Genomic DNA, 21,874 nt, shown 5'->3' on the forward strand with positions numbered 1-21,874 from the left:
CGGCCCCGTCGCCGTGGCACAGGCGGCGGACTCGATTCCCGGGCGGCCCGCCGCCACGGTCCTAACGGCGGCGGAGGGGGCCGAAGCCCTGAACCGGCCTGGCCGCCGTGCGGACGGCATCGGCGATCCAGGCCATGGCCTCGGGCAGGTCGTAGTTGCCGGCGTGCGGCTGGTTCCAGGCGAGCCGGTAGTCGAGGTTCTTGACCTGCCTGTCCGCGGCGAGCGCCCGGTCGAGGTTGAGCGAGACGGTGAAGGCGGTGTCCCGGTCGCGGGTGCCGGCGCGGACGTACCAGTTCGGCGCCGTGTCGGCGCCGGTGCCGACGAAGTCCATGGGGTTGAGCAGGTGGACCTGGTCGTCGACGGTGGTGGTCTTCCTGGCGGTGTACTGGTCCCAGGTCAGGCCGGTGTCGTCGATGCCGCTGCCGTCGCCCGCGACGTCGTTGTGGTTCCAGCTGTACTTCGTGTAGTTCAGGTACGTACGCGTCGGCGGGCCGAAGAGATTGGTCTCGGTACCGCTGGTGGTGTTGCCGTTGACGCCGACGGCGTCGAAGGCGGGGGTCGTCTTGAGCGTGGCCTGGGTGACGACGAAGGCGAGGTACTTCGTCATGTCGAGGGAGAGCACCTTGTCGGTGTCGTTGTCGACGTCGATCCAGTCGTTGACGTACGACTTGGTCGTGGGCGGGCCCCCTGGCCCTGAGGACCGGATCTCGAACGTGCCGCCCAGTGGCGGGATCGTGTGGGCGGGATCCGCTTTCAGGTAGGCCTCCGCGGAGCGGATGACCTCCTTCTCGATGGTGTCGAGCATGTTCGCGGCGGTGAGCCGGGAGCCGTCGCGGTTGCGCAGCCCGAGGCTCCTCTCGTACGCGGGGAACTGAGCGGCGATCGCGGCGGCGTCCTCCGGCGAGGGGTTCTCGCCGGAGGTTTCGCGGGTGGCGAGGATGTTGTACAGCCACTCGTAGGCCGCGTCGGCGTTGCCGAGGTCGGTGATCGGGCAGTACGCGTTCACGGCGAAGACGTCGTCGCGCACGGTGCTCCTCCCCCGCGCGTCGATGCCGGCGGCGCCGATCGCGGAGAGGTAGGGGGTGTACTGGCCGCTGTTGCCGGAGGCACCCAGGATCGACGCGAGCGCGCCGCCCCCGCTGGTGCCGTTGACGACGATCCGCTCGGCGCTGCCGGGCATGGCGGCGTCGTTGAGGCGCAGGTAGCGCACCGCGGCCTTGGCATCGACCACCGCCGCGGGAGCCTTGCCCGGCGACGAGCCGTCGGCGCCGACCAGTCCCCGGCTGCGGTTGGCGACGTCGACGAAGACGTATCCGGCCTTGAGCGCGGCGCCGACGTTGCTCGTGGAGCTGTCGTACGAGGCGCCGGTGGTCACGCTCGCCTTGAGGTGACTGGCCATCCAGCCACTGTTGTTCACGGCGAAGTAGACCGGTGTCCGCCGGTCGCCGAAGGCGCGCTCGGGAACGAACACGTTCATGCTCTGGTAACCGCAGGCGGTGTCGGGAATGGTGGTCGTGCCGCCACCGGGGCCACCGGGCTGTTGCGCCGCCGCGGCAACCGGGTTGGCGACGTAGCAGATCTCCTTGTACTGGCGCACGTCCATCGGCCGCCCGTCTACGGTGGCGGTGATGGTCGTATAGGCCGCGGGGTCGAAGGCCAGTGCGGCGTCCTGCGGGTCCTCGCCAAGGCCGTGGCTCTGCACGTGTGCCGCCGCGGCGGTGGCCGGCACCGCGACGGCCATGAGGACGAGCGAGCCCGCGATCGCCACACCCGTCAAGAGATGCCTGCGGGCCGCCCGGCGCCCCGCACACCCACCCGTGGTGAGTGCCGCGCGCCCGAAGGACACGTGTAGCCGCTGCATGGGGTCTCCCCTCATCGAGCACCAGGTGCTCCGCCGATGCCTCGTGGTCAAGGCGTGACGCGCACGCCACAAGATTGTCAACAATATGCCCAGCAATCCCGCAGACGATCTATCCCCGACCGGAGGGGCCACGCGGGCAACCTTCCGCAGGCGCCGGCCGTCATGTACGGCATGAAAATCTCATTTCTTATACACAACGCGTATGGGATAGGAGGGACGATAGCCACCACGTTCAACTTGGCCCGGGCGCTGGCCGATCGGCATGAGGTGGAGATCATCTCGGCTCTCCGGAACCGGGAACGGCCGAGCCTCACACCCGACCCCCGTGTGCGGCTGCGCCCGCTGGTGGATCTGCGGCACGAGCAGCACGACCCGCGGCATCTCACACCGGCGGCGGTCTTCCCCTCGTCCGAGTACCGCTACCGGGAGTACAGCGCGCTCACCGACGAACGCATCGGTGAGGCGCTGGCGTCGCTCGACGCGGACGTCGTCGTGGGTACCCGACCCGGCCTCAACGTCCACCTGGCCCTCCAGGCCCCCGCGCGGACGGTGCGGGTCGGACAGGAGCACCTCACGCTCGACAACCACCCGCCGCGACTGCGCAGGGCGCTGCGCCGGGTCTATCCGCGCCTGGACGCGATCACCCCCGTCACGGAGGCCGACACCGCCGCCTACCGGCGCAAGATGCGGCTGCCGGGCGTACGTGTGCAGGCGCTCCCCAACAGTGTCCCGGCCCCCACCCTCCCACCGGCGGACGGCCGCGAGCGGGTCGTGGTCGCCGCAGGACGGCTGGTGCCCATGAAGCGGTTCGACGTGCTGATCGAGGCGTTCGCCGCGGTCGCGACGGCCTATCCCGACTGGAAGTTGCGCATCTACGGCAGGGGCGAGGAACAGGAGCGGCTGCGGGCGCTCATCGAGCGGCTCGGGCTGTACAACAACGTCTTCCTGATGGGCGCGGTGACGCCGATGGAAGCCGAGTGGGTCAAGGGCTCGATCGGGGCGGCGACTTCCGATTTCGAACCCTTCGGCATGACCATCGTCGAGGCGATGCGCTGCGGGCTGCCTGTCGTGAGCACCGACTGTCCGTACGGCCCCGGCGAGATCATCACCCCCGGCGACGACGGCAGGCTGGTTCCGGTCGGAGCCCCGGACGCGCTGGCAGGCGCCCTGCTGGACCTCGTGGGCGACGACGAACTGCGCCGACGCATGGGGCGCAACGCCCTGGAGAATTCCCGGCGTTACGCCCCCGCCTCCGTAGTGGCCGAGGCGGAGCAGCTGTTCGAGGAGCTGCTGGCGGCCCGGGGCGGCGACCGGCCGGCCCGTGGGACGGACCACGCCTTGGTGAGCGGTGGTTACGCGGCCAGGGACACCATGCTCGTCGCGGCCGGCAGTGTCGTGAGGACCGTACGGAAGGCGCGGCGATGAGTGACGACGCCGACATGAACGAACCGGTGGAGAAGCCCCGCGGGGAGGCGACCGTGGAGGAGGAAGGGCGGTTGGTCGTACGCGTGCGATGGGCTCTGCCCGCCTCGGCGCGTCCCGGTCTGCTGCTCCGACTCCGCCCGAAGAAGGGGAAGCCGGAGGAGACCGGCCGTTACGTCGAGCTGGAGCCCGCGGGCCGGGACCGGTGGCGGGCCGTACTGGAGGCGGCCCCGGCTCTGGAGGAGGGCCGCTGGGACGCCTATGTCGTGGGCGCGCCCGGGGAGGATCGCACACCGCTGCTGCCCGGTCTGCGTGATCTGCGCACGCTGGTGTCCGGCGGGGGCGACGGCCGGACCGCACCGGTGGCGGTCCGGATCCCGTACGCCACCAAGGACGGCCGGCTCGCCGTACGGGCCTGGTGGCGGGCCACGCACGCGGAGGCCGGCCGGATCGTCGTCGCGGACGACTCGGTGACCGTGACGGCGCGGCTGTTCGGCGCCCGGCTGGGGGAAGGCGCGGTGGCGTCGCTGAGCCGGCGGGGGAAGGACTCCTCGGTACGGCAGATCGCGCTGCGTTCAGAGTCGGAGGGGGGCCAGGACTTCTCGTTCACCGTCGGCTATCGGGAGCTCGTGGCGGAGGGCGGAGGGCCCGGTGCCGGGGAGGCGCCGGTGGTCTGGGACGTGTTCGTACGCCCGGCGGGCGGCGCGCCGCGGATTCGGGTGGCCCGGCTGCTGGACGATATCGCGGACCGCAAGACGGTCTTCGTCTACCCGGCGACCGTGCTCGGCGAGGTGTCCGCGCGTCCGTACTACACGCTCGACAACGACCTCGCCGTGCAGATCACACCGCAGCGGGGGCGGTGAACCTCGTTGCCCGGCAAAGGGGTTGATCTGCCGGTCCCGGGAGCGGCGCCGCCCGCAAGGTGTCAGCCGACGTCGCGGGCCATACGGAAGCCGAGGTTGCCCGCCGAGCTGTCGACGGTGTTGGCGGTCCGGGCGGCGACGCGGTACCGGTTGCAGTACGAGTCGTGGCAGAGGTAGGAGCCGCCTCGCATCGCGCGGCGGTCGGGATCCTCGTCCTGCCAAGGGTCGGCGGACCACTCCCAGACGTTTCCGGCGACGTTGTGGAGGCCGAATCCGTTGGGGAGGAAGGCGTGTACGGGAGCGGTGCCGGCGAAGCCATCGGCCTCGGTGTTGCGGAAGGGGAAGGTGCCCTGCCAGATGTTGCAGCGGTGCTCCCCGCCCGGGGTGAGTTCGTCGCCCCATGGGTACCGGGCCTGGTCCAGGCCCCCGCGTGCGGCGTACTCCCATTCCGCCTCGGTGGGCAGCCGCCCCCCTGCCCACCGGCAGAAGGCGGACGCGTCCCGCCATGACACATGGACCACGGGGTGGTCCCAGCGGCCGTCCAGACGGCTGTCCGGCCCCTCCGGCCTGTTCCAGGCGGCTCCTCGGACACCGCACCACCACGGGGTCGCCGGCGGGCGGGGTGACGTCTTGCGCAGGGAGCCCGGCAGGAACTTCGCGAAGACGTAGCTCCAGCCGAACCCCTCCGCCTCCGTGAGGTAGCCGGTCTCCTCTACGAAGGCCGCGAAGCGGGCGTTCGTGACCGCGTAGGCGTCCATGGCGAAGGGCCGGACGGTCACCCCGCGGACGGGCCCCTCACCGTCACCGGGGTTCACGTCCGCGTCCTCGCTGCCCATACGGAAGGTGCCCCCGGGAAGGGTCACCCGGTCGGCGTGCCCGGCGGGAGGGCACGCGGGCGTGGCTGAGCGGTCTCCCTCTCCGGGTGGGTCCGGGATGTCACGGGCCCGCGGCTTCGGGCCCGAGGGGGCGCAGCAGCTCTTGCTCGGCTGCGTGCCACGCCCCGCGGTGTCGGCGGTGCTGCTCATGGCTGTCCTGCGGATGTCGTCGGTCGCCGGGGGGAAGGCCCGGCGTCGGGCGAGGGGATCGTTCCCCGGTCAGGGACTACTTGGCGTAGGCCTGCTCGTAGAGGTCGCCGTCGTAGTAGTCGCCCGGGTCCGGGTTGTCGTCCAGCAGCTTGTTGCGGACGGAGAACTCGCCGAGCTTCTCCAGCCACTTGTTCACCTCTCCCCCCTTGGTCTTCGCGACCAGGTCCGCCGTGGAGAGCGTCTCGACGTGCGAGGCGTCGGCCTTGGCCTGGGCCTCGGTGACCTGGAGCATCTTCGCGGTGAGCGCGAGGGTCTCCTCGGGGTGTTGCTTGCGCCAGTCGTTGGCCTGCTGCAGCACCTTGATCACTTTCTTGTTCTTCGCCTCGGGGACCTTGGTTCCGGCGACGAAGGCGGTGGGGAAGGCGTCTCCGGTGTCCTTGGTACTGGCTATCTCCTCAAGGCCCGGAACCTTCTTCTTGATGGTGTCGATGGCGGGGTAGAAGAAGCCGGCGCCGTCGATCTTCCCCGAGGAGAAGGCGGAGACGATGGTGGAGGGGTCCATGTTGACCTTCTCGATGTCCTTCGCGGTCATCCCGGCCTTCTCCAGGGCGATGTTGAGGACCATGTCACCGGATGTGCCCTCGGGGACGCCGACCCGCTTGCCCTTGAGATCCTTCATGGACTTCGTGCCGGGCTGACCGATGACCCGGTCCGCGTACGTGAGGGTGTCGATGGCGATGACCTTGGCCTTGCCGGAGGCGGGCAGCCACATCGCACCGGGGCCGATGTAGCCGTAGTCGAGGTCACCGGCGCTGAGCGCCTGGACCTGCACGGGACCGTTGTTGAACGACTTGACCTGTGCGCTCAGGCCCGCCTTCTTCCACAGCCCCTGCTTGTCGGCGATCGCCAGCAGGCTGGCCCCGTTGTAGTCGCCGATGTAGCCGAACCGGACCGTGCCGTCGTCCTCGGAAGCGCTGTCGGAGCAGGCGCTGAGGGACAGCGAGAGCATGAACGCGAGGGGCAGCGCCGTGACGGCGTGCCTGATCGACTTTCTGGGCATGCTGGATTTTCCTCTCGCGGTGGTACGCGGGTTGGTTCTGCGAAGTTCCTGGTACGAGGTCCCCGGAGGGACGGGTCAGGCGGCCCGGGGCGGGGCTTCCTGGTGGTACACGGAGTTCCACACCTTGTTGCGGATGTGCAGGAACTCGGGCGAGAGCCGGATCTCCTCGGTGCGGGGGTAGGGCAGGTCCACGTCGATGACACGGTGGACGCGACCGGGCCTGGCGGCCATGACGACGACCCGGCTGGCGAGGTAGACGGCCTCGTCCACGTCATGCGTGATGAACAGCACCGTGCGCTTCTCCTGGCTCCAGGTCCGCAGCAGCTGGTCCTGCAACTGCACCCGGGTCAGGGCGTCGAGCGCCCCGAACGGCTCGTCCATCAGCAGCACCTGGGGATCGACCGCGTACGCACGGGCGATGGCGCAGCGCTGCTTCATTCCTCCGGACAGGGTCTTGGGCAGCGCCTCGGAGAACTCCTCCAGGCCGACGAGGCCGATGGCCAGGTCGGTGCGCCGGCGTCGCTCGGCGGCGGGTACAGAGGCGATCCTGAGTCCGAACTCCACGTTCTGCCGCACGGTCAGCCAGGGGAAGAGCGCGTACTGCTGGAAGATCACCCCCCGGTCGGGGGCGGGTCCCGACACCGGCGTTCCGTCGACGAGGACGCTGCCCGAGTCGGGCTCCTGCAGTCCCGCGGCCATGCTCATGAGGGTGGACTTGCCGCAGCCGGACGGGCCCACGACGGTGACGAACTCCTGGTCCGCGATGTCCAGGCTCACCCCGCCGAGCGCGGTGAAGGAGGCGTCCTTCACGGGGAAGGTCTTCACCACGTCACGGAAACTGATCTTGCTGTTCATCGTCGCTCCTGCCAGCCGGTGAGGCGCCGTTCGGCCAGCAGCAACAGCCGGTCCATGAGGAGCCCGAGCACGCCGATCGTGATCAGGGACACGAAGATCGCGTCCATGTCGAACCAGGTGGACGCCTTCTGCATCCGATAGCCCAGCCCCTCCTGCGCGCCGATGAGTTCGGCGGCGACCACGGTGGCCCAGGACGCGCCGAGGCCGATCCGCATGCCGACCAGGATGAACGGGGTGGATGCCGGTACGACCACCTTGGCGAAGATGGTGCGGTCCGATGCGCCGAGCACCCGGGCCGCGTTGATGAGTGTTCTGTCGACGTCGATGACTCCCTGGAAGGAGGACAGGACGCAGGACATGAACGAGGCCAGGAAGATCACGGCGATCTTCGGCACCTCACCGATCCCCAGCAGTACGACCGCCAGCGGGATGAGCGCCAGCGGAGGAATGGTGCGGAAGAACTGGATGTACGGCTCGATCAGGGCCCGCGCGGTGGGGTACCAGCCCATGAGGAAGCCGACCGGGATGGCCACGGCGACGCCGATGGCGTAGCCGAGGAAGACCCGGCGCAGGCTGGCGGCGGTGTCGGAGGCCAGGGTCCCGTCCGAGATCATGGTGCCGGCCTTCGTCGCCACCGCCGCCGGCGCGGGCAGGTTCTCGACCAGCCCCAGGGCGGCCACGACGCCCCAGACGGCGATGCCTGCCGCCACTGCGACGACGTTGAGGAGCAGGGGCCGGCGCCGGGAGCGGCGCGGTTGCCGCCGTCCCTCGGCGGCTGTTTTCTCCGGAGGAGCGATCACAGCCATGGGTTCCTCGCTGGGGGCTTCACGCGTTCTCCTCGGGGACGGGCTGCGGGTAGTGGGAGAGCAGGGGGGATTCGTGGAGAACGAGGGTGATGCCGCCCAGCGCGCTGCCCGCTTCACCGAGCGTCGCGCGCCGTACGTCCACATGTGGGCGGGCGATCGGCATCAGGTGCTGCCGCAGGGCCCGTTCGACCGGGTCGAGCAGGGCGGGGCCGGCTTCCGCCAGCTCGCCGCCGACGACGACGACGCCCGGACCGACGGCCTGGCAGACCGCGGCCAGCACCCCGCCGATATCGGCGCCCACGTGCTCCAGCACCTTCAGGGCCGGCGGTTCGCCGGCACCGGCGGCGTCGAGGAACCCGGCGATGTCGTCGGCCCGGCCACCGGCTTCGCGGTAGCGGTGCATGACAGCGTCGAGCGAGGCCCGGGTCTCCAGACAGCCGGTCTTGCCGCAGTCGCACGGCCGGCCGGCCGGGTCCACGGTGATGTGCCCGAGCTCCCCGGACAGACCGTTGCGGCCGCGGTGCAGCGCGCCGCCCACGACCATGCCGCCGCCGACGCCGTGCGACAACCGCAGGTAGAGCACGTCGCTGCTGTCCGCCGCCGCACCCCACACCGCCTCGGCCAGCGCGGCGAGCCGGGTGTTGTTGTCCAGGAGCACCGGCACACCGAACTGCTTGCGCAGCAGGTCAGGCAGGCCGTCGATGCCCTGCGCACGGGCGTTCTCACTGCCGGGGTCGGTGATCGGCCCGACCACACCGACACCGATCGCGCTGAGTGCGTCGAGCTGGACGGTGGCCGATTCGGCGAGGAGACGTCCCGCGATATCGATCCGCTCCGGCCAGGACAGGTCCGCGGCGTGCGCCTCGCTCGCCGAACCGATCACCTCGTGGGCGAAGTTGACGGCCGCGACATGCACGGCGCGGCGTGCGAAGTCGATGCCGACCGCCTCGCCGGCGGCCGGGTTGAGACTGAGCTTCTCCACCGGCCGGCCCCGCTTGCGTACTTCGACATGCGGTGTGCCGGTGACCACCGAGCCATTGCCCACCAGCCCGGCGACGATGTCGTGGAGCGTGGTGCGCGAGAGCCCGCTGCGGTCGCCCAACTCGGCGCGGCTCAGCGGGCCGTGCCTGCGCAGCAGTTCGAGGACCACTTGCTCATGGCTGCGGCGGAGGCGAGTCAGCGGACCGTCGTGTTCGTGCATGCAGGACAGCATGTGAGCGCCGCGTATTTTCGTCAATGACCCGAAACAAATTGTTCATATGAACGCCATGTGTCAACAGCTCCCGCATCGACACCGCCCCGATCGGCTTCCGTGTACGGTGCAGATGTGTCGGGTGCCCCGTCCCGCGGCTTTTCGGCGGCGCGCGGCGGCGACCGGACAGCTCGTCGGGGCACCTGCGCAGGATTTGAGTCCATGCTCTTGACTTAAATAATCGCCAGGCCGGAGCATGCGTCGCACGACACCGCCGAGCACGCACCGAAGCCGCACCGGCCGTCCCGGACCGGCTTCCGCCGGGGCGTCATGCCGACGTGCCCGAAACGCCGACGTCCGACGCGTCCGCCCGCCCCGGCCGACGTGCGAGCCGGACCGACCCGAAAGGCCCTCCGTGCGCCGCAACATGCTCTTCCTGATGACCGACCAACACCGGGTGGACACCCTGGGCGCGTACGGCAATCCGCACACGCACACCCCGAACCTCGACCGGCTCGCGGACGAGGGGACCCGGTTCGACAGCTTCTACACCCCTACCGCGATCTGCACCCCGGCGCGCGCCAGCCTGCTCACCGGCGCGGCCCCGTTCCGGCACAGACTGCTCGCCAACTACGAGCGCAACGTCGGCTATCTCGAGGATCTCTCCGACGGCCAGTTCACCTTCTCCGAGCAACTGCGCTCCGAGGGCTACAACCTGGGCTTGCTCGGCAAGTGGCACGGCGGTGTGCGGCGCAACGCCGCCGACTACGGGTTCGAGGGCCCCGACCTGACCGGCTGGCACAACCCCGTGGACCATCCCGACTACCTCGCCTACCTGGCGGAGAACGGGCTGCCCCCGTACCGCATCACCGATCCGGTGCGGGGCACCACGCCCAACGGCAGCCCCGGAAACCTCCTTGCCGCCCGTCTCCACCAGCCGGTCGAAGCCACCTTCGAGTACTACCTCGCCACACGCACCATCGAGATGCTCCGCCGCTTCGCCACGCGGGAGGACCACGGCGACGGTGAGCCGTTCTTCCTGGCCACCCACTTCTTCGGCCCGCACCTGCCGTACATCCTGCCGGACGCCTACTACGACATGTACGACCCCGGGCTGGTGGAACTGCCCGCCTCCGTGAGCGAGACCTTCGCCGCGAAACCGCCCGTCCAGGAGAACTACAGCAAGCTGTGGGCCTTCGACACCATGGCACTGGAGGAGTCGCGGAAGCTGATCGCCGTCTACTGGGGCTATGTCACCCTCATCGACGAACAGATCGGCCGCATCCTCGACGCCATGCGCGAACTGGGGCTCGACGACCGGACCGCGGTCTTCTTCACCGCCGACCACGGTGAGTTCACCGGCTCCCACCGGCTGCACGACAAGGGCCCGGCGATGTACGAGGACATCTACCGCATACCTGGGCTGCTGAAGGTCCCGGGCGCCCCGCAGGGCCAGGTCCGCGAGGAGTTCGTCTCCCTCACCGACTGCACCGCCACCATCCTCGACCTGGCGGGCAGCGCGACGGAGCCGGCCGTGGACAGCCGCAGCCTGCTGCCTCTCGTACGCGGGGAGCACCCACGGTGGGACGAGCACCACCTCGCCGAGTTCCACGGCCACCACTTCCCCTACCCACAGCGGATGTTGCGCACCAGATCCCACAAGCTGGTGATCAATCCCGAGTCGCGCAACGAGCTGTACGACCTCGACGCCGACCCCGACGAGTTGCACAACCGCTACGACCACCCGGAGCTGCTCGGCGTACGCACCGCGCTGACCCGGCAGTTGTACGACCTGCTCCGTGCACGCGGCGACAACTTCTACCACTGGATGACGCCGATGTACGACGTGGAGACGGACTACGACACCACGCTCTCCGCCTTCGAGTCCGAGGGCTCCGACGGCCGCTCCGAGGCCGGACGGCCATGAACCGCGCGGGGACAGCACACCGCGTCACCCCTGACGACGAAGGAGACAGACCGATGACGAGATCCGAGAACGGAAAGCACCCCGGCCGGCGGTCCGTGCTGGCCGGCATAGCCGGATCCGTGGGAGTGGCCGCGCTGCCCACGGCCACAGCCCAGGCGCTTCCCGCGCACACGCAGCAGCAAGGCCGGCCGCACCCGCCGACGCGCTATCCGTCGAACTGGCCCGAGCCCGAGCCGTACGGACTCGCGGACGCCCGCCAGGACCTGTGGCCACGCGAGGACAACTCCTTTGTACTGCCCCTCGAACTCCGCCCCCAGGACGAGGAGTCGGGGCGCGTCTGGATGCGTGACACCTACGTCAACTGCTTCGTCGTCGACGGCCGTCCGCTCTACGTCGCCACCGGTACCACCCGCGTACCCGGCCTCACGGCGGCCGGACCCTGGAACGACGGCATCTACGTGTGGACGGCACGGTCCCTGCACGGCCCCTGGCGACTGGCCGACACCACGGGCATCCGGCCGGGCGCCGAGCGCGGAAAGGTGTGGTCACCCGAGTTCGTCGGGGAGAACCGTCCCGGCCGCACGGTCGTGGCCCCCTGGCAGGAGTACTGGTACGACGACCAGTTCGGCAAGCGCGGCCAGGCCTGGGCGCCCGAACTGCACTACTTCCGCGGCAAGTGGTACATCGTCGCGTGCATGGGCGACCACTCCCGGAAGGTCGGTTCCTTCCTGCTGGTGAGCGAGGGCGGGGTCGCGGGCCCGTACCGCATCGCCGAGGGCAACCTCGAGAAGCCCTTCGGCGACTCGTACATCGGCGGGCCCTCGTTCATCGAGCCCGGCGCGTACCACCACATCGACGGCGGCCTCTACTCGGAGGGAGGCGACGCGTGGCTGGTGCTGCACAACAACCTCTACGCCAGGTTCCGCGACGACATGGAGGACATCGTCACGACGACGGACCTCCCGGTGTTCCAGCAGAAGCCGTACGCGCCGGAGCCGTACCTCGAAGGCGCATACGTCTTCAAGCACGGCGGCAAGTACTACCTGGTGCACGCCGCGTGGGACCGCACCTCGATCGATGCCTACGGCAGCCCGCGCCACGCCTACGAAGTGGCGGCCACCGGCCGGACGCAGTACCAGTACGACGCGGTCGTCGCCGTGGCGGACCACTTCGAAGGACCGTACTCCGAGCGCTGGACCGCGGGAGTGGGCGCAGGGCACAACAACTTCTTCACGGACCGCGACGGAGACCTGTGGGCGACCTTCTTCCGTAATCCGGCCGCCGGATACTGGGCCGACCCGTCCCGCACCGGCGATGCCGCGGTGGCCGGCGTCGTACGCCTGGAGTGGACCGGTCCGAAGGGCAACCGCCTGTACGTACGACGCCGCGGCGAGAGCTAGCGAACCGGCGGCGGTGCGGAGCCCCGCGGCGCGAACCCTCACGTCGGGCCGGGCCGGCCCCGCCGCCGTCGGCACCGCGGGCGGCCGGGCCGGGGTTCCCGCCGATCAGGGCCGCTGCCGCCGCGGGCTCAGCTGACGTTCCCGTCGTGCCGGGGTTTCGGTGCACCCGGTGGTACGAAGCAGGCGGTGATGGTCTTGCCCGACTCCTGCGGATGCGTGGTCCAGCCGTCGGCGAGCGCGTCGACGATGGCCAGTCCGCGCCCCCCGGTCGTCGTCAGGTCTTCGGGCTGCTTGGCGGGGGGCAGGGGGTCGGAGTCGTGGACGCTCACGTGCAGGCAGTGGCTGTCCCAGGTGAGGACGAGCTGCGCGTCACTGTGGGCGTGCACGTGCGCGTTGGTGATCAGCTCGGAGACGCTGAGCAGTATCGCGTCCACCGTCTCCGAGGCTCCTTCGGTCCACTCCAGGGACGCCAGGTGCCCCCGCGTCCACCGACGACCGGCCCGTACCCCCTGCGACACCGGAAAAGACTGCGCCCATCCCACCGCCCGCAGGGACGTGTCCTTCGCCATCGGCCCTCCCGCACTCGGCTGTCCTCATCCTCCTGCCCCCGCTTTCGAGGCCCACCCCCCTGTCGCATGCGGCGACACCATCGGTCACCCCAGCGTGCCGGGGCCCCGGCAACCCGACCGGGCTCTACTCGCTGGTCGCACAGGGCGGGTCGTACGGCAGGTCGAGAACGTATCGTCTCCACTCCTGCCGGCTCAGGGCGCCCGAGCTCGCGGCGCAGATACGGCTGATGGCGGACTCCACGTTCAGGTCCCAGAGCGTGGCCACACCGTCGTCGGTGGTGGCGGCCAGGGTGTGCCCGTCCGGGCTGAACGCCAGCACCGCGACGATGCCGGTCTCCACGGTCAACGGCCGGCCGATGGCGGTGGGGTGGTCGGGATCGGCGACGTTCCACAGGTTGATGGCGCCGTTGTCGGTGTCGCCGGCCGCTGCGAGGGTGTGCCCGTCCGGGCTGAACGCCACCGACCACAGGCTGCCGCCCGGCACGGTCAGGGGACTGCCCCTGCGCGTGAGGTGGTTGGGGTCGGTGGCGTTCCACAGGGTGACGGTGCCGCGGCTGTTCCCGGTGGCGAGCGTGCGGCCGTCCGGGCTGAACGCCACCCAGGTGCTGGTGCCGGCCGGCTGGTCGATCGGCTCCCCGATGCGGGCCCCCGGGGTCGCCGTACTCCACAGTCCGACTTCGCCGTTGCTGCTGTCGCCGCCGGCCGCCAGCACCGTGCCGTCGCGGCTGAATGCCAGGGATGCGACGGACGACGTGCGTGAGTTGGAGATGCCGGGCTGGGAGACGGGGTGTGCGGGGTCACTGACGTCCCAAAGGGCGATGCTGCCGCGCGCGTCGTCGCCTGCCGCGGCCAGGGTGTGCCCGTCGGGGCTGAACGCCAGCGCGAGAATGAGCCCGTCCGCCCCGGTGAGGGTCTCGGGAAGCGGCACGGGGTGACTGGGGTCGGCGGTGTTCCACAACGTGACGTTGCCGTCGCCGTCGCCGGCGGCGAGGGTGTGACCGTCCTGGCTGAAGGCCACGGACCCCACCGCGCCCTTGGGGCCGGTGAGCGGAGCACCTCGGGGGGCGGGGTTGTTGGGGTCGGCGGTGTTCCACAGTGAGACGGTCTTGTTCTGGTTTCCTCCGGCCAGGGTGCGCCCGTCGGGGCTGAACGCCACGGATGCCACGTTGCCACCGGCGCCGATGATCCGGGTCGGCGGCAGACTCCACAGATCGACGTTGCCGTCGTCGTTCCCGGCGGCGAGGGTGCGGCTGTCCGGGCTGAACACCAGGTCGGTCACCGCGTCGCCGGCACCGGTCAGCGGCCGGCCCAGGAGGCCGATGTTCGCGGATCGGGTGACGTTCCACAGATGGATGGTGCGGTCGGCGCTGCCGGCCGCCAGGGTGTGTCCGTCGGGGCTGAACGAGACCGACATGACGGGCTGGGCGGGACCCGTCAGCGGCTCGCCCAGGGGGGCGGGGTGGCCGGGGCCGTCAACCTTCCACAGGTGGACCTTGCTGTCGCTGGATCCAGCGGCCAGAGTGCCGCCGCCGGGGCTGAACGCCAGGGAGTTGACACGACGCCCGGTCTTCAGGGAGCGGCCACTGTCCGGGCGTGCCGGGTCGGTGGTGTCCAGCAGTCTGATGGTGCCGGCGTCGTCGTCGCATGCGGCGGCCAAGGTGTGTCCGGTGGGGCTGAACGCGACTCGTCCGGAGAAGACGCCGGGGCAGTCGAGTGTCAGGGGCGCTCCCGCGGAGCTGACGTCGTCGGGGCGGGTGACGTCCCACAGACTGACGAGTCCGGCACCCCATGCGGCGGCCAGGGTCCGGCCGTCGGGGCTGAACGCCAGGGATTCGATGGAGGTCGCGGCGTCGAACCCCTGAACGGCGGGACTCTTCGGCCGGCCGAGCAGCACCGGGTGGCTGGGGCTGGTCAGGCTCCACAGGTCGACGATTCCGCCGGAACCGGCGTCGCCGTTGTGGCTGGTGTGGCCGCCGACGGCGAGCACCCGGCCGTTCGGGCTGAACGCGAGCGACCGGATCGAATTGACGGAACGGTCCATGGGCACGGGCCGGCCCAGCGCCACCGGACGGCCGGGGTCGGAGACGTCCCACAGCCGGACGAGGTTCTGGTGGAGGTTCCCGGCCGCCAGCATGTGCCCGTCGGGGCTGTAGGCCACGGTGTGTACATAACCGCGCGGGCCGGAAAGCCGGGTGTCCAGCGGGGTGTTCTCGGTCGTGATGAGCCGGGACGCCGCATCCGGGGTCGGGTCCATGCGGTATGAGGTCAGGGCGAGTTGAGCGGACAGTGAGGGATCGGTCGGTGCCAGCTGCACGGACGCTGAGGTGACGGCGGCGTTGATGGCCTGGTCACGGGAGCGCAGGGCCGCGGCGGCGGCTTCCCGGGCGTGGGACTCCTGCCGGAAGGCGAACACCGCGGCCAGCGAGGCGACCAGGGCCAGGGCGGTGATGACGGCGACGGCGGCGCGCCGGAGACGTTGCCCGCGCCGCTGGTGGTGGCGGGCTGCCGCCAGAAAGGCCCGGGCGGTGCCGCTGAGTTCCGGCCCGTGCGTTTCGGCCCAGGCGAGGGCCGTTTCCAGGCGGTTGCCCCGGAACAGCGCGGCCGCCTCCCGGCCGGCCTGTTCCCAGAGCGTGGCCGCCTCTTCCAGATCCTGTCGTACGAGGTTCCCGGTGCGGTCGTGCTCGATCCAGTCCCGCAGCCGGGGCCAGGCGCGGATGAGCACCTCATGTGTCATCACCACCGTGTCCTGGTCCCGGGTCAGCAGCCGGCCACGGGTGAAGTCGTCCAGGACCCTGCCGGCCGCTTCCGGGTCCGGCGCGTGACGCAGCAGTTCGTCGTACCGGACGCGCCGTCGGCTGTCGTCGGCGTCACGTCCCACGATGACGAGCCGCAGGAACACCCACCGTGCGGCGTCGTGGCAGGGCGGCGGCAGGGTGTCGTAGAGCCTGTTCGCCGTGGTGGCGACGGCGCCCTGGATGCCACCGGTGACGCGGTATCCGTCCACGGTGAGCGTGTGGCCGTGCCGCTGCTGCCAGGTGGACCGCAACGCGTGTGCGAGCAGCGGCAGCCGGCCCGCCGATCTCGCACCGACCGGTCCCCCGGCCGCACCCAGGTCCGCCAGCAACACCTCGACCAGGCCGTCTTCGACGTCCAGTCCCACATTGCCGGCCGGGCGGCGGATCGCCTCCTTCAGCTCGCCCTCCGTCATCGGCTCCAGCAGAACGGGTCCGGCCCGGAGTGCCTCCCGCAGCTGTGGATGAGCCGTGCACGCGGCATAGAAGTCCGCGCGTACGCCCAGCACCACGACCGCACCGCCCGTGGGCCGGGCCAGACGGTCGAGTACGTCGATGAGCCACTGCCGGTCGCTCTCGTCGCCGCAGGCCGTGAAGATCTCCTCGAACTGGTCGACCACGACGACCAGTCCCACGACGGCGGGCTCCCCGGTCGGCGCCGGATCGCCCGCTCCGGTGATCTCACGCAGCCCGGCGAGGCACCGTGCGGGATCGGACCGCCACATCGCCGCCGTCCGCCGGGCCGTCTCGCCGTCGAGCCCGGCGGCGGCCGCCAGTGCCAGGGCCGGGGATGCCGTCGGGGTCAGCAGCAGCCGCGGCCAGGTGCTCGAGCCCGCCACCGGAAGCCGGCCGTCGTCCAGGGCCGGCAGTACCCCGGCCGCGAGCAGGGACGACTTCCCGGCCCCGGAGGGGCCGATCAGCACCAGGGGGCCGCCCTCACGCATCCGGGCGTCCATCCGCTCGCACACGAGGTGAACCATGCGCTCACGGCCGTAGTACCACTGCTTGTGCGGCGCGCCGAACGGGGCCAGGCCCGGGTACGGGCACAGCACTTGGTCGGAACCGGGGCCGGGCACGGTCCTGCGCCCCTCGTCGCCGTGCCGAACGTGGATGTCGCGGCCGGCCTGGTAGACGCTGCCACCGCCGGTCGCGCTCGCCTCCTGCCGTTTCGGCTGCCAGCGGGGCGGCCGGTCGTGGGGCGATGCGCCGGTGCTGCGTTCCGTCACGCCTGTCCGCCCCTGGTGACGTTCATGTCCCGGCCGGCCAGGAACGCGTCGCCGCCCGAGACATGTGCCTCCAGCGTCATCGAACCGGTGATCTGTTGTTCCGGGCCCCCCGCCGTTCGCGGTTCCTCCCCGAACAGCGCGCGCAGCTCGTCGACGGCGTCCGGCCGTACGGCCATGAGCCGGATGATGCGGGCCTGCCACTCGGCGACCAGCAGCCCTTGGAGCTCCTCCCCACCGCCCGTCTGCTGCGCCTGAAGCAACTCGTCGCGTGCGTCGGCCAGTTCGTCCTCGACGCGTTCCGGGTGCGCGGACCGCCACAGCGCCAGGACCGAGGACTTGACCGCGCCCCAGCCGTCCGTCGCCAGCAGGTCGATCAGGCGCGCCGCGGCCGCCGATGCCAGTCCGGCGAGTTCCACACTCGTCTCCATGTCTGCTCCCTGTCCCTTACCGCCCGTGGGCCGCGATCGCGGTCATGGTCAGGTGGGAGGCGATGATCACGCGGTCGCCGCCCACCGTCCAGAGGAATCCCACGTCCGGCTGTCCGGGGTCCCTGTATTTCCACCGGGCCCTGCCGGTGGCCGCGTCGATGGCCCACAGCGTCTTGGCACTGTCGGTGGCGAAGACGGTGTCGGCCGAACACTGGGCGCTCCTGCCGGAGATCCGGCTGGAGGCGTTGAACAGGTTGGAGCCGCCCAGTTCGTTGGCGCCGTCGAGCGTGGCGACCCATCGGGGCGCGCCGTCCTTCGTGTCCAGGGCGACCAGATCGCTGCCGACAGCCACGTAGACCGTCGCGCCGTCCGGGCTGGAGAGCGGGGTGCCGATCTGGACCTGGTCCCCGTTCTTCGCATCGAAGCGCTGATGCCACTTCTCGGTGCCGGTGGCCGCGTCGACGGCGAACAGTGTGTTGCCGTTCCCGCCGGCGAACAGGAACAGCCCGGCGGCGTAGCACGTCAGCGGCCAGCCGCTGGTGAAGTAGAACGCCGCGTGCGGGACGGGTACCTTCCAGCCGCGGGCGCCTTTCCGGCCGGCGTCGAACATCTGGACGCGGCCGGGTTTCTTGCCCGGAACGGCCGATGTGGCCAGCAGGTGGGATCCGGTGGGCGGCACGAGCACGTTGTTGATGTCCGTGCCCTTGACCCGCCACAGCCTCTTGCCAGTCGCGGCGTTGAACGCACGGATGTAGCCGGTGCTCGGGGACTTGTACGAGTGCGACCCGGATGTCTCGACCAAGTGCCCGCATTCGTAGACGGTGTCCCCCGCGACCGCCACGTAGTCGCTGATGTGGATCGGCGCACGCGTGCCGCCGCCGGGTTCGACGTCGGCAGGCTTGGTCGCCCATTTCACCTTGCCGCTGGCGGCGTCGAACGCCGCCAGCAATCCGGACTTTTCCGGCGTTTCGCAGAGCAGGTAGAACACTCCGTCCGCGTAGGCGGTCGGGTACTTGAAGGTGGTCCTACCGAAATCGTTGGCCGTGTTCAGCTGGGGAAAAACGGATTTTCCGGTCGTGGTGTCCAGGAAGGACGTGGCGGTGTCCGTGACCACCATGACCACCTTGTCGGATGCTTCCAGGCAGGTGGGGGCGTGCTTTCCGGCGCCCGACCATGCCTTGGTGGCGTCGGGTCCGGCCAGAACGACCGGCTCCGGCCCGTCCGTCGAGGACGGTGACGCGGAGGAGGCCGACGGGGACCGCACGCCTGACGGGGGGCCCGGCCGTGCGGTGGGGCCGGCCCCACCGGCCTTGGTGCCGGGTGCCGGTGACGAGTCGGTGGAGAGGGCGATGGCCGTCGCGGCTCCGCCGAGCACGGCCGCGCCACCGGCCAGACCGATGATCAGCTTCCGGCGGCTGACGCCCGCACCGGCACGGGGAACCGGCGGCGGCTGAAACGTACCCGGGACGCCGCCCCCGGCAGGCACCGATCCCAGCGCCGCGGTCGCGGCGGCCATGTCCGCGCTCACCGCCGGCGGCAGCCAACTACCCGTTAAGGAGGGCAGGTTCTGATGCCTCAGGTAGTCGACGAGTTGCTCCGCGGTGGGACGGTCCTGCGGTTGCGGGTACAGGCATCCGCCGATCACCTCGCGCAGCGAAACCGGAAGAGCAGCCGTGTCCGGCTCACCTCCGGATGCTGCGAACAGCACGGTCGTCCCCAGGTCGAACATGTCGTCCGTCGGTGAGGGTGCCGGGCTTCCGGTGGCTCCCGCCACCCCGAGGGCGGTGATGCGGGGCCCGTCCATGGTCAGCAGCACCGAGTCCGGTCCGACCTCGCCGTGGACCCTGCCGGCCGCGTGGAGTGTGGCCAGCGCCTGGGCGAGGCCGTCGGCGAGCACCCGCAGGGCCGGTTCGGACAGTGCACCGTGCCGGTCCACCGCCCGCCGGAGCGGCAGTCCACCGGTGAACCGGGTCGCCAGCCAGGGAACCGGCGCGTCGGCGTCGGCAGCCACCACCGGTACGAGGAAGGCACCGGAGAGCGTCCGGGCCGCCTCGACGGCGGCCCGGAACCGGTCCCGGAAGTCCGGGGCCGCGACGAGTCCGGGTCCCACTACCGTGACCGTGGCAAGGAGCCCCTCGTCGGTACGGGCGGCGAAGACCTCGCACCCGCCGACGGTGCTCTCTCTTGCGAGCAGTGCATACGGTCCGATCCGATGAGCACCGTCAACTCCGGGATGATCCATCGTCGCCCCTCACGCATGCCTGATCGTCTGGTCACGGGCCGCCTGGTAGGCGCTGCCGCCGCCGGACACATGCGCCGTCATGGTCATCGACGGCTCCGGATCGGCGGCCGGCGCCGTGCCGTGCCCGGGGTCGGCAGCGGCATCGGTGCCGTCATCGGCATCGGTACCGGGTAGGAGAGCGGCCATCGCGTCGCCCAAGCGCACCAGCCCGTCCGGCAGATGGGTCTCGGGAACGCGGAGGAACTGCAGGCGCGCAAGCTCCGCGATCTCGGCAGGCAGCACCGAGGCGTCGGGCAGTGTCGTCGCGTCGCCCAGAAGGACCGGAACGACGCGGTTTCCCGCGCGCAGAGCTGTCGCGATCTCCAGACGGACCCAGTCATGAGGCCGATCGAGGAGCCGCACACCGTCCTCGCCACGGGCGTCGAGCCACCCGGGCCCGATCAGTACGCACATGAGCTCGCACTCGGCGGCCTGCCGCCGCAGGATCTCGGCGAAATCGGCCCCCGGCGGTATCGACTGTCCCGACTTGAAGATCTCGTCGGAACCCAACCGGCCGGACAGTGCGCGGTAGACGCGGTCCCGGATCCACCGGGAGTCCCGTTTACGGAAGCTGAGAAAGACGCGCGGCACAATTGCCCCCTCTCTGGCAAGCCTTGACGTCAGGGATCGTGCTCACTCCGGGTGTGACGTACACGCTCGGCGGCTATTCGCCGGGGATTGAATAGCGACCGCAAGGCTCCGTACGCTGGCGGGTATGGATCCGGCGGACAGTGCGGCAGGGACGGCCCCGGCGGGGAGAACGGCCGGCCCACGTCTGCCGCCGGGCGACTTCGGTGTCGTCCTGGCCACGCTCCGGGCCCGTCGGGGGTGGAGCGTGCGCGAGTGCGCCCGTCGTGCGAACGTCTCCGAAGGGCAGATCTGCAATCTGGAGAGCGGGGTGCGCAATCCGTCGCCCGCGGTGGCGGCGGCCTGCGACGCGGCCTTCGGCACCGGCGGAGAACTCGTCGAGCTGGCCGGGGCCGGCCGCCGTGGTGCCGGGGCCGGCGACGTCGTCGAGGCCGGCCCCGTGGCCGCCGGATACGAGCGGGTCCTCCGGGAGCTGAAGGACATCGGCAGATCCACCGGACCGAGGTTCGTCAGCGCTTCGATGAAGTCGATCACCCGGATCCTGACGGACGCCGGACCGCTCGCCGTCGGCGAGCAGCGTGCCGAGATCTGGCTGCTGGCGTCGAGGTTCGCCGAATACACGGGATGGATGGCGCAGGAGGCGGGAAATCCCGCGGAGGCGTTGCGCTGGACCGGTCTCGCCGTCCGCTGGGGCGCGAACGGCGGGGACGAAACGGTGGCCGCTTATGCCCTGGTCCGCAAGGCGTTCATCGCCCAGCAGCGCGGTGACAGCTGTGCGGCGATCGGATTCGCCGACCAGGCGGCCGGGCACCCGGCGGCCGACCCGGTGATCCGCGCGCACGCCGCGCGACGCGCGGCCCAGGGGCATGCGCGCCGTGGCGACGCGGTGGCGTGCCTGGAGGCCCTGGAGCGGTTCAAAAGCCATGCCGCCGAGATCGTCGTCGACCGAACCCCTCACTGGGGCCCGCGCATCGAGAACGGCAACCCTCGGCTCGTCGAGGCGTCCTGCATGCTCAGCCTCCGTCGCTTCGAGCCGGCCGCCGACCTTTTCGCCGCCGAGCACCGGCGCCGGCCGGTCGCTCCGGCGGACAGCAACTCCCTTGCCCGCTTCACGGTCCGTCGCGCGACGGCCCTGGCCGGCGCCGGCCGCATCGACGACGCCTGTCAGATCGTCGAGCCCACGCTGCCCGTGATCAGGCGCATCGACTCCGCCACCGTCCGCGCGGAGCTCGGCCGTTTCGTGGCACAGGCCAGGACCAGGAGAGCGAGCCCGGGTCAGCTCGCCCTCATCGACGCATCGGCCGCCCTCGCGACCGGCTGAGGGGTTCCGCGGTCGGACGCTCGAAGCGCCCGGCCGTCCGGGAGAGGGCCGAAGACGTCGGCACCGTTGTCGTTCGCGCCCCGACGCGACGTACGCCGGCGCACCCGTACCTCCGGCACGGGGCCGCGGCCCGCTCCCCTTTGAACGCCGGCCCGTCGGCGCCGCAGCCGGTTCGCACGGTCGGCCAGGACGGCGCTCCCGGTCGGCCGCTCAGACGTGCCATCACCAGGAGTCGAGCCATGACCCGACGCTCAGGCG

Annotated in this window: 16 protein-coding genes; 5 read left to right on the forward strand and 11 right to left on the reverse strand. The window is 70.9% G+C overall.

Going from position 1 to position 21,874, the window contains the following annotated elements:
* Nucleotides 1-61 precede the first annotated feature (61 nt).
* Nucleotides 62-1,861 carry a subtype B tannase gene (locus ACFVJX_RS08100; protein WP_384127467.1) on the reverse strand — a complete coding sequence of 600 codons (1,800 nt, stop codon included), beginning with the start codon at nt 1,859-1,861 and terminating at the stop codon, nt 62-64.
* Between the two features lie 171 nt (nt 1,862-2,032).
* Between ACFVJX_RS08100 and ACFVJX_RS08105 the strand changes: the two genes are divergently transcribed.
* Nucleotides 2,033-3,286 (forward strand): glycosyltransferase family 4 protein, encoded by a 1,254-nt coding sequence (locus ACFVJX_RS08105; RefSeq protein WP_384127539.1) that lies wholly within the window; start codon nt 2,033-2,035, stop codon nt 3,284-3,286.
* Complete coding sequence (locus ACFVJX_RS08110) at nt 3,283-4,146, forward strand: hypothetical protein (RefSeq protein WP_384127468.1); 864 nt, start codon at nt 3,283-3,285, stop codon at nt 4,144-4,146. The genes ACFVJX_RS08105 and ACFVJX_RS08110 overlap by 4 nt, the downstream gene beginning before the upstream one ends.
* Nucleotides 4,147-4,208: 62 nt before the next feature.
* Here ACFVJX_RS08110 and ACFVJX_RS08115 read toward each other — a convergent pair whose 3' ends face one another.
* From ACFVJX_RS08115 to ACFVJX_RS08135, 5 genes are all read right to left on the reverse strand, one after another.
* On the reverse strand, nt 4,209-5,171 hold the full coding sequence (locus tag ACFVJX_RS08115; protein WP_384127469.1) for a formylglycine-generating enzyme family protein: 963 nt from the start codon (nt 5,169-5,171) through the stop codon (nt 4,209-4,211).
* Between the two features lie 76 nt (nt 5,172-5,247).
* Nucleotides 5,248-6,231 carry an aliphatic sulfonate ABC transporter substrate-binding protein gene (locus ACFVJX_RS08120; RefSeq protein WP_384127471.1) on the reverse strand — a complete coding sequence of 328 codons (984 nt, stop codon included), beginning with the start codon at nt 6,229-6,231 and terminating at the stop codon, nt 5,248-5,250.
* A 75-nt stretch (nt 6,232-6,306) separates the two neighbouring features.
* A complete protein-coding gene (locus ACFVJX_RS08125) occupies nt 6,307-7,086 on the reverse strand; it encodes an ABC transporter ATP-binding protein (RefSeq protein WP_384127472.1) in 780 nt (259 codons plus the stop codon).
* A complete protein-coding gene (locus ACFVJX_RS08130) occupies nt 7,083-7,892 on the reverse strand; it encodes an ABC transporter permease (protein WP_384127473.1) in 810 nt (269 codons plus the stop codon). The genes ACFVJX_RS08125 and ACFVJX_RS08130 overlap by 4 nt, the downstream gene beginning before the upstream one ends.
* A 19-nt stretch (nt 7,893-7,911) precedes the next feature.
* Nucleotides 7,912-9,105: an ROK family protein gene (locus ACFVJX_RS08135; protein WP_384127475.1), complete on the reverse strand. Its 1,194-nt coding sequence runs from the start codon at nt 9,103-9,105 to the stop codon at nt 7,912-7,914.
* A 406-nt stretch (nt 9,106-9,511) separates the two neighbouring features.
* Between ACFVJX_RS08135 and ACFVJX_RS08140 the strand changes: the two genes are divergently transcribed.
* Entirely contained in the window at nt 9,512-11,011 is a 1,500-nt protein-coding gene (locus ACFVJX_RS08140) for a sulfatase-like hydrolase/transferase (RefSeq protein WP_384127541.1), read from the forward strand.
* Between the two features lie 53 nt (nt 11,012-11,064).
* The gene (locus ACFVJX_RS08145) at nt 11,065-12,411 is read left to right on the forward strand and encodes a family 43 glycosylhydrolase (RefSeq protein ID WP_384127476.1); all 1,347 of its coding nucleotides are present in this window, start codon (nt 11,065-11,067) and stop codon (nt 12,409-12,411) included.
* Between the two features lie 128 nt (nt 12,412-12,539).
* Here ACFVJX_RS08145 and ACFVJX_RS08150 read toward each other — a convergent pair whose 3' ends face one another.
* From ACFVJX_RS08150 to ACFVJX_RS08170, 5 genes are all read right to left on the reverse strand, one after another.
* Nucleotides 12,540-12,980, reverse strand: a complete 441-nt coding sequence (locus ACFVJX_RS08150; RefSeq protein WP_384127478.1) for an ATP-binding protein — start codon at nt 12,978-12,980, stop codon at nt 12,540-12,542.
* A gap of 124 nt (nt 12,981-13,104) precedes the next feature.
* On the reverse strand, nt 13,105-16,998 hold the full coding sequence (locus ACFVJX_RS08155) for a hypothetical protein (protein WP_384127480.1): 3,894 nt from the start codon (nt 16,996-16,998) through the stop codon (nt 13,105-13,107).
* Nucleotides 16,995-17,426 carry a hypothetical protein gene (locus tag ACFVJX_RS08160; RefSeq protein WP_384127482.1) on the reverse strand — a complete coding sequence of 144 codons (432 nt, stop codon included), beginning with the start codon at nt 17,424-17,426 and terminating at the stop codon, nt 16,995-16,997. Before ACFVJX_RS08160 ends, ACFVJX_RS08155 begins: the two co-directional genes overlap by 4 nt.
* Before the next feature lie 16 nt (nt 17,427-17,442).
* Nucleotides 17,443-19,668: a PQQ-binding-like beta-propeller repeat protein gene (locus ACFVJX_RS08165; RefSeq protein ID WP_384127484.1), complete on the reverse strand. Its 2,226-nt coding sequence runs from the start codon at nt 19,666-19,668 to the stop codon at nt 17,443-17,445.
* A 9-nt stretch (nt 19,669-19,677) separates the two neighbouring features.
* Nucleotides 19,678-20,298: a toll/interleukin-1 receptor domain-containing protein gene (locus tag ACFVJX_RS08170; RefSeq protein WP_384127486.1), complete on the reverse strand. Its 621-nt coding sequence runs from the start codon at nt 20,296-20,298 to the stop codon at nt 19,678-19,680.
* Nucleotides 20,299-20,422: 124 nt separating this feature from the next.
* Here ACFVJX_RS08170 and ACFVJX_RS08175 point away from each other — a divergent pair, with 124 nt between their 5' ends.
* A complete protein-coding gene (locus tag ACFVJX_RS08175; protein ID WP_384127487.1) occupies nt 20,423-21,616 on the forward strand; it encodes a helix-turn-helix domain-containing protein in 1,194 nt (397 codons plus the stop codon).
* Nucleotides 21,617-21,874 lie beyond the last annotated feature (258 nt).

Source organism: Streptomyces sp. NPDC127177 (assembly GCF_042672475.1).
Lineage (GTDB): Bacteria > Actinomycetota > Actinomycetes > Streptomycetales > Streptomycetaceae > Streptomyces.

Coding starts and splice junctions, on each gene's coding strand:
- ACFVJX_RS08100 (WP_384127467.1), bottom strand. CDS start 1,861: ATGCAGCGGCTACACGTGTCCTTCGGGCGCGCGGCACTCACCACGGGT.
- ACFVJX_RS08105 (WP_384127539.1), top strand. CDS start 2,033: ATGAAAATCTCATTTCTTATACACAACGCGTATGGGATAGGAGGGACG.
- ACFVJX_RS08110 (WP_384127468.1), top strand. CDS start 3,283: ATGAGTGACGACGCCGACATGAACGAACCGGTGGAGAAGCCCCGCGGG.
- ACFVJX_RS08115 (WP_384127469.1), bottom strand. CDS start 5,171: ATGAGCAGCACCGCCGACACCGCGGGGCGTGGCACGCAGCCGAGCAAG.
- ACFVJX_RS08120 (WP_384127471.1), bottom strand. CDS start 6,231: ATGCCCAGAAAGTCGATCAGGCACGCCGTCACGGCGCTGCCCCTCGCG.
- ACFVJX_RS08125 (WP_384127472.1), bottom strand. CDS start 7,086: ATGAACAGCAAGATCAGTTTCCGTGACGTGGTGAAGACCTTCCCCGTG.
- ACFVJX_RS08130 (WP_384127473.1), bottom strand. CDS start 7,892: ATGGCTGTGATCGCTCCTCCGGAGAAAACAGCCGCCGAGGGACGGCGG.
- ACFVJX_RS08135 (WP_384127475.1), bottom strand. CDS start 9,105: ATGCTGTCCTGCATGCACGAACACGACGGTCCGCTGACTCGCCTCCGC.
- ACFVJX_RS08140 (WP_384127541.1), top strand. CDS start 9,512: ATGCTCTTCCTGATGACCGACCAACACCGGGTGGACACCCTGGGCGCG.
- ACFVJX_RS08145 (WP_384127476.1), top strand. CDS start 11,065: ATGACGAGATCCGAGAACGGAAAGCACCCCGGCCGGCGGTCCGTGCTG.
- ACFVJX_RS08150 (WP_384127478.1), bottom strand. CDS start 12,980: ATGGCGAAGGACACGTCCCTGCGGGCGGTGGGATGGGCGCAGTCTTTT.
- ACFVJX_RS08160 (WP_384127482.1), bottom strand. CDS start 17,426: ATGGAGACGAGTGTGGAACTCGCCGGACTGGCATCGGCGGCCGCGGCG.
- ACFVJX_RS08165 (WP_384127484.1), bottom strand. CDS start 19,668: ATGGATCATCCCGGAGTTGACGGTGCTCATCGGATCGGACCGTATGCA.
- ACFVJX_RS08175 (WP_384127487.1), top strand. CDS start 20,423: ATGGATCCGGCGGACAGTGCGGCAGGGACGGCCCCGGCGGGGAGAACG.